At 57.0% G+C, this 11,184-nt stretch carries 6 protein-coding genes; 2 read left to right on the top strand and 4 right to left on the bottom strand.

What is annotated here, in order from left to right; all coding sequences use genetic code 11:
• Nucleotides 1-70 precede the first annotated feature (70 nt).
• Entirely contained in the window at nt 71-919 is an 849-nt protein-coding gene (locus C41B8_RS18625; protein WP_415752844.1) for a tyrosine-type recombinase/integrase, read from the top strand.
• An 11-nt stretch (nt 920-930) separates the two neighbouring features.
• Here C41B8_RS18625 and C41B8_RS18620 read toward each other — a convergent pair whose 3' ends face one another.
• The 4 genes from C41B8_RS18620 to C41B8_RS18605 form a co-directional block, all read right to left on the bottom strand.
• A complete protein-coding gene (locus C41B8_RS18620) occupies nt 931-2,658 on the bottom strand; it encodes a hypothetical protein (protein WP_037341699.1) in 1,728 nt (575 codons plus the stop codon).
• A gap of 8 nt (nt 2,659-2,666) precedes the next feature.
• Entirely contained in the window at nt 2,667-5,789 is a 3,123-nt protein-coding gene (locus C41B8_RS18615; protein WP_037341697.1) for a DEAD/DEAH box helicase family protein, read from the bottom strand.
• On the bottom strand, nt 5,780-9,259 hold the full coding sequence (locus tag C41B8_RS18610; protein ID WP_037341694.1) for a site-specific DNA-methyltransferase: 3,480 nt from the start codon (nt 9,257-9,259) through the stop codon (nt 5,780-5,782). Before C41B8_RS18610 ends, C41B8_RS18615 begins: the two co-directional genes overlap by 10 nt.
• Nucleotides 9,260-9,327: 68 nt before the next feature.
• The gene (locus C41B8_RS18605) at nt 9,328-9,537 is read right to left on the bottom strand and encodes a type II toxin-antitoxin system antitoxin (RefSeq protein WP_037341701.1); all 210 of its coding nucleotides are present in this window, start codon (nt 9,535-9,537) and stop codon (nt 9,328-9,330) included.
• Nucleotides 9,538-9,600: 63 nt separating this feature from the next.
• Between C41B8_RS18605 and C41B8_RS18600 the strand changes: the two genes are divergently transcribed.
• A complete protein-coding gene (locus C41B8_RS18600; RefSeq protein WP_156962594.1) occupies nt 9,601-11,037 on the top strand; it encodes a hypothetical protein in 1,437 nt (478 codons plus the stop codon).
• The last annotated feature ends 147 nt before the right edge of the window (nt 11,038-11,184 follow it).

Below are 11,184 nucleotides of genomic sequence, written 5' to 3'. Positions count from 1 at the left end.
TTCCCAGGACCGCCGGAGCGCCGCTTGATCAAGTCTCCATACACCAGACTTGCATATAGCTCCAGATAAAGTGCTGAAGTGTTTAGAGAACGACGTTTTCCCGGCCGTGGGTAAGCGCCCGATCAACCAGATCCTCGCACCCGAAATTCTTGAAATGATCCGCCCGATCGAGGCGCGCGGCGCGCTGGACTACAACAAGCGCGTGTTGCAGCGGGTGAGCATGGTCTTTCGATACGCGATCGTCACGGGGCGCGCGGAATACAACCCGAGCGCCGATCTTCGCGGCGCGCTCAAAACCCGCAAACAGACGCATCATGCAGCGCTTGCCCGCGATGATTTGCCCGCTTTTCTGAAAGCGCTCGACAGCTACGACGGGCACCTCATCACGAAATGCGGGCTGCAACTCATCGCCCTCACCTTCTTGCGCAGTACCGAACTTCGTGGCGCGACGTGGGCAGAGATCGACTTTGAACGTAAGGAATGGCGCGTCCCGGCCGAGCGCATGAAGATGAACGCCGAGCACATCGTGCCGCTCGCCGATCAGGCGGTCGAGCGTCTACGCAAATTGCACGCCGTCACTGGCCGTTATCCTTACGTATTCACCGGCCGCAACGACCCGCGCCGGCCAATGAGTGAGAACACGCTGCTCTATGCGCTTTATCGAATGGGTTACAAGCGAAAGGCAACCGTGCACGGATTCCGCGCGACCGCCTCCACAATTCTCAACGAGAGTGGATTCAACCGGGATGCTATCGAGCGACAGCTAGCCCACGTCGAGGGCAACAAAGTTCGTGCGGCCTATCACCGCTCCGAATATCTGGACGAGCGGCGCGCCATGATGGACTGGTGGGCGGATTATCTCGATCGCCTCAAATCGGATTCAAAAGTCGTGGCGCTACCCACCACACGCACCGCTTAACCAGTCGGCATCTAGCAAACTCTGCCAACCCCCACAACGTCGTTCCCGAGAACGGCACGCAGTAATTCGATGATGACCAGTCGCTCACTCTCATGCTTGTGCCGCCACGATTCGTCTGCCCGGCTCGGTGGCGTTTCTATTTCGTCGAAATCCGCTTGCCAAGCGGCGATGTGGCGAATTAAGTCGAAGGGTAGATCAAGCGCATCGTAGCTGAGGCTTCGCCCGCACTCGTCCCATAGCCCGGTGCTGCCGTAATCACATTCGACTTGGATGGCTTTCAGTCGGCGTGTGTATTCCGCTCGCTGCATCTGGCGCACGGCTTCTCGTTCCGCTGCGCCGCGACGCTCGAGACAGTCCTCCGGATTGCCAAGACCGCCCAGATCTAGAAAGAAGTATCGCGCAAGGACACCACGCTGAATCGCCAGCCACAGTAAATCTTCCACTGACTCGGATAGCTGCAAATCGAGCGATCCTAGCTTCCGGTCACAGCGGTCGGCGATTACATTCAGCCGATCGATACCGGCAAGAATCGCGATCGGTTCATCGACGGCATGATCATGCATAAACCGCACGGACCAGCCTGCGCAGTTTGACGCCGCCTTCTCGACCCACTCGTTATCAGCCAACTCTCGCGGCGCCACGATCAGCACTTTAACGCCGATAGCCTGCTGCAAGAGCCAGTAGGCCGCCTCGCGGGCCTCCAGCGTCGCAAAGACGAATGCACATGTAATTTTTTGCAAGCTATTCGAATAATCGAATCGACAAGAGACGGCGTCAGGCGCAAAGAATGCGTTGTTCATTTCGAACGGGTGACGGTAGCTCTGCGGATCGATCAACGCCGCCTTGAGCTCGTGAACGCTGGCTGCGCCGCTGGCATTCACCAGATGCTTCACGAAGTTCGATTCCGGCAGCCACGTGCAACACCAGTGCAGTACGAGGAAACGATGCGCACAGTCGTCGTCGAGGTCGTCCTCCGGATCGGCAAAATAGTAAACCGATTGGCCCAGTGTTTCGGACAGCGCGTCGGCGATCGGCCGGATCTGTTCCCGCCACTGGCTGAACAACGGATACGCCTTGCTGATCCACTCCGCTCTCCAGTCGTCGCTGTCCGGTTCCTCAAATTCCGGCCACGGCGCTCCCGGCACGAACTCGATCATCGCCTTGGGCTGCATCAGAGCCACTCGGTCACGCATTGAGGACATGTGCTGCCAGTCGGCTGGATCCGGAAACATCGGCGCCCGGACGATCACATCGGCCGCATTCGCCAGGAAATCGGCGATGCCATTACCGTCGGCTAAAGCCTCGCGGCATAGTCGAGTCGAGCTCACATCAAGTTCGTGAACGCCGGCCAGCATCGACTTGCGAAGCGTAGGCCACTCGATTCGCAGCCAATCAATGAACGTGCTAATCGGAATGCAGGCCGGCAGTTCGGGATCGAACGAATCGTAAAAGTAAACCCAGCCCCAACAAGGGTGCGCCTCCATCATGCGCTCAGCTGCTTGCTTCGCTTGTGTCTTTGCATGGTCCGTCGAAAGCCCGATGCCCCGAGCCAGCGAGGCGATCGCGTGCGCCGGCGCGATGAACGGCTCGCGGGCTGCGGCCGGCGGTTCGAGCAAGTGGAAACTATCGAGCGAGTGCCATTGGGCAGACTTATCGACAAAGCCCTCAATGTGCGCCACGTCATCAGGCTCGAGTCCCGAAACGGGGAGCACATTCATCAGTGCATCGATGCTCACCATCAACGGCCTCAGGGCGCTAACACACCGAAAATACGGCTCAGGTAGCTATCTTCGCCGCGAAGCAGGACCGAAGCTTGCCCGTTTTCGTTTTCCGTATGCCAGTCGAGGCGCAACACATGGCGGCTAATCATCGCCTCGGCCAGTTCCAGTTCATCGTCGGTAGGCACACTGCCCTTCCACCGGCCCAAAGGCGAGCTGTCACGCAACAGGATGAATGACTGGATCTCCCAAGCACGCCCGGTTTTATGCCCAAGCTGTGCTTCAAGCTCGCTCAACTGGCCGTTGGTTGCGACACGCACTTTATCGTTCATCGCCGCGCCGCCGTTCAGCCCCAGGTCATCCTGTTTGACAATGCCAGTCTGGCCCTTTGGGTCAAACAACGCGAGCGTGGTCTTGTTGCGTTTGTCGTCGACGATCCAGAGTACGAAATCTGGGTAGAACGCCCGCGTTTCCCCTTCCAGGTATAGACCGATGGAACGCAGCGACTCCACGTTGCGCATCAGGTAAAACTCGCGCGGATCACGCGAATGGTTTTCCTCAATATAGGTCCGTATATCGCGCAGAAATTTGCGCTCGCCGGGATTGAGCTTATCCGGCGAGATATTGACATCCCGAAGCTTGTGCTTCGACCGCAGGCTGTCGGTGGCTTCATTCAGCAACGGCTCAAAAATATGATACTCGCCGCGTTCCTCCTTTAGCTCATCCACTACCCGCTGGCGCAGACCATCGTCAAGCTCGAAGCGGTCGCGGTGCTCATCTTTGTCAAACTCATAGCTCAGCGCATAGCGATCGATGAAATCGCCGGACTCAACGGCGGTGCTTTGGCGCACAACGTCGTAGCGATACTGACGCTTGTCGATGTCGTAACGCACCTTCTGGAATACTTTTTCCAGAACGTCCCGCTGAATCTCGTCTAACAAGCGCTCCAGCACCGTCCAACTACAATCCTCGAGAGGATGGTCGTATTTGATTTCGCGGATCAGGCCTAGCAAATCGGTCAGGGACACGGGCTCAATTGTGCCGCCACTATGCCAATAGCACTGGACGCGGCGTTGCCGACTCCAGGTCGCACGCTGTTCCTTCAGCCGCCCCCAAGAGATAAACGCCGCTTCATTTTCCAGCTTGGCCTGTAAACCCTGCACCAGATTATGACCAGCGGCATCGCGATTCGCCCGGTAATCCAGAGAGACGGCAAACGGGTTCAGCACTTCAGCCCGCTCGCCGTCACTCTCGTCAACGTACTGCCAATGGCACTTATGAGTGGCGGCTTCGATCGTGATGTGTAGTGACGCGTCGAATTCGGCGCGGCCAACCTTGAAAGCGTGAAGCTTGTGCTGGTAGCCCTCGAAGCCTAGCTCCCTCTGAGAACCGCCGACCCGGACGACCGCGGGCTGCACGTCGAGCGTGTACGGCCCGGCAATTTTTGGAATATCTTGCTCCAACGCTTTCAAAAAGGTAGCCAACCAGGAACGGTTCAGGCTAAACACGTTAAGCGTTTCGAGCCGGCGCAAGCCATTCTCCGGCGTATCATCGGCGACCAGCGCCGAATAATCCTCGTTATGCGCCAAATGCCGGCGTTTACCGTCGTGGCGCAGGCCTTTCAAACGTACACCGCGACCATAGATCTGAATAATCTTGTTGCCCTTGCTGGAGCCCAGATTGATCAGACCGATGACGGACAGCCGAAAGCAGTTCCAGCCCTCGGCGAACTTTCGGCTGCCAAGCAGCACATTAATCGGCGAGGCAATATCATCGATCGCATCGAAATGGCAGCGCGGATTGACGATGGCAGCCTTACGCAGCGTAACGCGCGGCTCGCCGCGAGTATCCTGCAGTGCCGGATGCGATTCGCAATCGCTGAAGAACTTTTCTCCGTTCCCGACGTTGATCAAACCCCAGAACTCGCCGTCGCCAAAAGAAAGCCAGATTTCGTCGCCGATACCGGGCGAGCGAGTGAGCGTCAGCTTGCCGTTGTACTGGTCGTTGAAAACCGGCGCGTAACGTTCGCGTTCGCCGGCATTTAGATGCGCCAGCCAAACGACGAACTTGCGGATATCCGACACTTCATCATTGCCGGCTCCGGTTTTATCCAGCTTGCCTTCGTTTTTTGGATCTTCCACAGTATTGCCCATGAAAGCCAGCAACGGCTTGTCGGGAAAACTGCCCTTGAACGGCAACTCCCCCGCACCACGGGCTGAGCTGACTGTCAGGCGCGCATGGGCATCGAGCTTTTCGCGCAGGGTCTCGAACGTGGCGCCAAAAAACGCTGCCTCCCCCTGCCCGGTGTCGGCAAAGCGGTCGTCGGACAGGCTTTGCAGCGCATAATCCTTACCATAGCCGTCCTTGAAAAAGCGATAGTAGTTGTAGTCGTAGACGATCTGTTCTTCATATTCCCGCACATGCGCATCGGCGATACCGTGGTAGGTAGCCGAATACTCGAACAGAAAGCTGTTACCGGGTTTAAGCAAATCGTGCCTTAGCTGCTTGAAAGCGCCCACGTCTTTGCCGCCGCTGGCCAGTCCGATATGCCCCTCATCCACCAACACCAGACGGAATATGCGGCTGCTGTCAGGCAAATTGAAATAGCCGTCTTCCTTGTTCAAGAGTGCCGCTGTAGTTGCCACGAACAGCTTGATACGGTTGCTATACAGACGATTGAGTTGGGCAACGAACGCACCGAGCTCGCGTTCGTGCTGTTCGATCAAGTTCACCCCGGGCGTGGTCAGGATGATCTGTAGTTCATCGAAGGCCGGCTTGCCCCCGATATGCTCGATGTACTGCAGGATATTCAGGTGCATCAGCAACGTTTTACCGCTGCCGGTCGCCATCCAATAGGCCAACGCCTTCTGGTCAGCGTAGCCTTTGCCGTCGCGCTTTTGCTGCAACACATGCTCGGTGAAATACAGCGCCAGAATCTGGTAGTAGCGCAACGTATACGAGCACGACCGCAACCGATTGTAGTCGCCCAGCCAACGCTGAATCCGGCGGGTGATGGGCTGCGGCAAACCGCTAGCCCGATTCGACGCGTAGGCTTCCACCTGCTTCTGATAATCCGGGTTATGCCGTTCGGAGACCGCCGCGAAGTCGCCCAGCAACTCGCGTTTCAGTCGGTTATAGAGCTTTAGCTCCATGTAGTACCTCGCATGAAGTCCGTATGCGCGATTAGGCGAGTTTCGATATCCAACCGGCGCAGGTCGCCGTCAAAGTTGATTTCCAACCGTTGCACTGTTGGCCGGCCATCGTCGTCCACATAGCGCCCGATGATGGCCGTAAGATTCGCCGCGTCGTCCTCGGCCGGGTCGATGTCGCGAAAGATCACAAGCGTGCCGTGAATGGTTTCCACGGCCAGATACCGACGATCGAACCCCTCATCCGTGCCGTACACGCGGCGCGACTTGGCGCGGTGACCTTCCAGATAGCACCAGGTTTCCATCAGGTCGATCGATGTCACTTCGCGCTTCTTGCCGACGCGAATCGACTGTTCGAACGGGCGCGAAAGATCCAGCGAACTGGTCAGCTGGTTGTGCTCGGGCCGGAACAGATATTGAACCGGAACACCCTCGGGCAGCGCAGCGTCGTTCCAGGCCGGATGCAGGTTGTCCAACACGTCTTCGTATTGCTCCAGCGTCTGTACCTTGAGCATGCGGCGGCCCTGGCCGCGACTAACCGGAGCGCCGTCTTTCCATTGCGTCGAATACATGACCCGCTTAATTCGCGGAATCAGGATATCGTCGAAGTAGCCGCCCATTTCAGTCAGCAAGAAACGGCGTTGCTCATCGCTACGAATCACGGCATGGCCTGTCGTACCTGAACCTGCGAAGAAGTCCATTATCCATTCGCCGGCTGTGGTGGTCTGCTGGGCGAAGCGTTCGACCAGGGTGGAAGGCTTTGGATTAGGAAAGGTCCAAGCTTGGCCACTCAATGACGTCAATTCCTTTTCGCCGTCGGTATAGTCGAAAAGAACTGACTGCCCTACATTCGTTTCTGTCTCGTGTATGAACCTTTTAACTCTAGGAACTTTCTTTTCGTCGCGCCCCCATGCGATGCGGTAATCGGCACTGAGTTCTTCAAAAGAAGTCGAAAGGCCTTCCACTGGTTTAGCAGGAAAACGCCAACCACTTTTGGGGTGAGGACACTCGCCCCCGGTAACTGGATGCGGCGGCTTGTAAAAGCGGTAGTCGGGGTGATCTGGGTCATACACTCCCGGTTTATTTGCCGTCCCCCCACCTAGCGGAAATGCAGGATTATCGGATTGCCAAATCCATATGCTCGCGTTCTGAACACGAGCTTCTTCCTCTGAAACAAGGTTTCCATATTCGTCTCGATATTCGGCATTTTTGTAGTTATACAGCCCCCTCCATGTGTCACGACTCTTTTCGAATTTTATTCCTTGCCCCTCCAGTTCTGCCTTTAACTCTGTCTTATGTTGTTCAAACAGCTTATCGATTTCTTCCTCGACCTCTGTGATCGATGGGTAATTAGGGTTGAGTCGCTCCACTAACTCCACTATCTCCGCATAGCCCGGTTTGGGCTCGCGAAACATGGCGGGTTCCGCCTTTGCCGTTTCGAGGTCTCGAGCGAAGACTTCAACGTATTCGTGATTCGTCGAATACGTTGGCGACTGGTTCTTTGTAGAGTTCTGCGCCCAAATCAATTCTTCTACCCGGTTGCCGACGCCGAATACCTGTTTGAGTTGAAGTTCAAGCTGGGTGCGCTCTTTGTCGTCAATACTGGCGAACAGCACGCCATTCGTCGCCAATAATGGATACGCTAGCCTAAGACGGTCATGGATCATGCTTGCCCAGCTCGAATGCCGAAAACTATCCTTGTAGAGAAACCCGTCGCCGCCGGTGTTGTAGGGCGGATCGATATAGATGCACTTGATGCGTTCGCGAAAAGTCTCCTGCAGCAGGTTCAGCGCCTGCCAGTTCTCCGAGTTGATCAGCAAGCCGTCAGTCTGTTCGTCCAGGTTGTCGAAGGCGGGATCGCCAAGTAGCGCGTCCTGGAAGTCGGGGTCGCTCTCACGGTAGAGGCTGGTATCCACAACCAGCGTCGGATGTTCGGCCAGTTGTTCGACGCTATCCACGTCCACCTTGAACACGTCGCGCCATTCCCGCCGCTGCTTTTCATTGGCGAAAACCCGCGCATGGAAGGCTTCGGGTATTTTGCCCACCGAGATCAGCCAGTGGGTGTCGACGACCTTCTTCTTTAGCTCGAACAGGTTTTTCTGGAAGTTTTCGATAGCGGCCAGAAAACCGATCAATTTGTCGGCGACTTCATTGAACGCGCGGGCGATCAGAGTTGTGGTGTTGTCGTTGTCGGCGTGCAGGAGGCCGTCGAGGTCCGAAAACACCACCTGCTTGATGAAGCGGGCCTTTTCGCGGGCCAAAAAGCCACCAAGGTCTTTATGGATGAAGTAGTCGGCGTCGTTGCCCACGTAGAACTTGTTGAGGTTGCGATCGATCTGCCATAGCGCAGCTGCCGTGGCGTCGGCCTTCAGCGCTTCGGCCCGATCGGCGGCATTGCGACCCAGGTCGGAGAACTCATCGCGTTTGGCCAGTTCACCGAGGTATTTGTCCCGTCCCAGACGCAACTGGCCGATGCCCTTGGTTTGGCCGCCATCAGCTTTGTCGAAGTCTTTGCCGAGTTCGTTGAAGACCGGCTGACCCGGCGCGGGGGTCTTCGCGTCCGGCTTCTTGTGCAAGTAAGCCGTGAGATCGCCATCGCCCTCGAACACGGTTTGCCACAGGCGCGGGTACAGTTCCACTTTGGGCGTCGAGCTCTCGGCCAGGACGAAACGCACCTGCCAGATCGTTTGGCTCGTACCGTCGGCGCCGGTTTCCTCTACCGGCTGGATATCGTGGAGGCGATAGTGCTTGCGGGCGCTGTCTTTGTTGTTGTTCCGCTCGCCGGTTTCGGCTTCTTCGTCGCCACCGCGGGTTAGCCGAAACTCAAGCCAGCGACCGTCGATTTCGCAGCGCACGCTGTGGAAGCCGTTGCCGCTCTTGATGTAATAGCTGCCCTTGTGTTTCCAGTGAAACAAGGTGTCCGAGCCGTCGTAGTCCGCCTCGTATGGCACTTTGAAGGCGCTGGCGGCGCGCGTGTTATAGCCGAAATCGCCGTTGGCGTAGTACAGGTCGAAGAAGTTGAGCAAGTGATTGTAGATGCGCGACTCGAGATGCTCGGTCGAGGACTGCCGGGTTTCAAGAAAGGTCTTGAGCTGTGCTTCGGCCTGTTCGCGTTTGGCGGCATCGACCACGGGCATGGAGATAAACGCCTTCAACCCTTCGACCTTTTCCGGATCGTCGGGCGCGGCTTCCAACTCTTCCCAGGCTTTCTGACCGATAGGACCAAACGAGCCCGCAAATGCTGCCAACCAGTTGCGCGAGGCCTCGTTTTGGCTGTTATGCAGATTGCCTAGCACGCGGCTGACGGTGTGCTTCAGGCTGTTCTCATCGTCGCCATCGATAAACGACTGGATGAACTCGCGCTTGAGCCGGGTAATGCGATATACGCCGAAGTCGAGGTCGTGATCCTCGAACTGGAACATGTCTTTGAGTAAATGACGTAGCTGGTCGAAGGCCGTGCTTTGGGCGGTCATCAGGGCTCCAGAATTACTGTCTGTGCGTGCGGCTATGCTCGCCGTACAAGTATTTGTCGTTGTGCTGCCTATGTATCTGGCTCGGCAGGCTTCAAGGCTTTGTCGAACAACGTGCCCTGCTCCGGAATCACGATGCCGTTGCGGTCGCAATGGTCGCGAATAAGCATCTCCATCGTGTTCGCGAGCGACCGGTGCTCTCGCTCGGCAATAACCCGCAGGCCTTCTTTCACGCTGGGATCAATGCGGAATGTCAGGGTGGCAGTCTTTGCAGCGGGCATGGGCATATCTCGGCCGGTGCGTAATAATGCGAATGTACTGCAGATGCACATTACGCGCTAGAGGTGGTTGCCACCATGCCAAGAGAGTCTGAACACGGAAACCGCTCACTGCGCAGCGACGTCGAGCAACTGATCGAGCGCAAATTGCGTCACCTGCGGCACGAGGAAGAAAATCGACTCACGAGCACTCGCAGGGAAGCGTATTCGAAGCTGAATATCCACATCCGCAACGGGCTGAATGCTCGGAAAAGCTCGGAGGCGATTCGAATACGGATGTTGGCGGCCTATCGCACTTGGGTCGCACAGGTTATCGAGTTCACGGGGGCATGGCCGGCTGCGGTATGGGATGCGATAGCGTCGATTCTCGACCAAGTGTCGACCGACTCGCGCGAGCAAGAGGCTATAGCCGGACTTCTCGACACCCATGTCTGGCGGCTGGACGAAACGCCGTGGACGATCGCGTGGGTGGATGCGGATCAATTTGCCGACATCGTCAATCGTGTCCTTGGCCAGTATGGATTTGGCGTCGATCTGATTGCTGAGAATTTTCAAGCTCGGCTCTCGCAGGCGGCCGCCTGCGCACATGCGGGGATAGCCAACCGGGGCAGAGCGGCACTCGCTGCAACGCATATCCGATTGGAAGAATATCTGCTGATTTACAACGATCGACGCCGCGAGTCAGTCGGCAACTCGAACACCAAAACGTCTGGAGCCAACGATTTGGCGATCGATCAAGCTGAAGAAATGCGGGCGTACGAGCGAGCCACAGCCGACCAAGCATCCACTCGAGAGTTCCACAAACCGTCTCGTAACGAAAGCGGGTCGCTGGCGTCGTTGAACGACACGGAATCCCGATACATCTCCTATCCTCAAGCGATGCGACTTCTGAACGAACGTCTCGATGCGACGCCAGAGGAATTGGCGGTCTGGGTATCGTTAGGATCGGAACCCGAGTGTGGCGGCATACCCGCCTATCTTGAGGCAAATATCAGGGAGCGGCCGCGTCTCCTTACATTCGATTGCTGGTCCGAAGCGGATTTCGATTACATCGCGCCGCTGATGAGCGCTTGGTTTGTCGCGAAAGATATCGCGCAATTCGATCCCGGTGAGCGGTATATCACCTACCCAGCGCTCTTTGAGCGATGGAGCGCATCAGATCAGCTTCCGGATGTAGCCGCATTCATCGTGGCAAAGGTGCGTGAGGACCGGCTTCACGAATCCCACCCCGTGACTCTCCAAAGCCAGCTCAGCCTCCCTGACTACGAGTATCCACGGCCGCCCAAGGAACGCACCATGCTGCCACTTTCGGAGATACGGGCGATCGAACACGAAGACGCGATACTCGTTCCGGCAAACGAAACAGCCGACGAGCGTAAACAGCGCCTCCAGGCGTGGTTTGAAGAAGAGCAACGGAAGAATCCGCGTGGCGCGCAGATGCGCACGGCCAAGCGGGAGGGCATTTCTCGCCAGACACTGAGCGCCATTCTCAAACGCGACTGAACGGCCCTCTGCGGCCACAGCTTGCCCCCTCCAGCGTAGCCTGCCCCCTGCGTTACTACTGCGTTCTGTAGCGCGCTGCGTGGTTTACCTGTCAACGCCGACTGAAAAGTGACCCCTTTTGGTCTTGAAACGCCGATTGAAAATTGA

Source organism: Salinisphaera hydrothermalis C41B8 (genome assembly GCF_000732535.1).
In the GTDB taxonomy this organism is placed as follows: domain Bacteria; phylum Pseudomonadota; class Gammaproteobacteria; order Nevskiales; family Salinisphaeraceae; genus Salinisphaera; species Salinisphaera hydrothermalis.
Note: the sequence above shows the minus strand (reverse complement) of the source record. Positions and strands in the feature narration are given on the sequence as shown.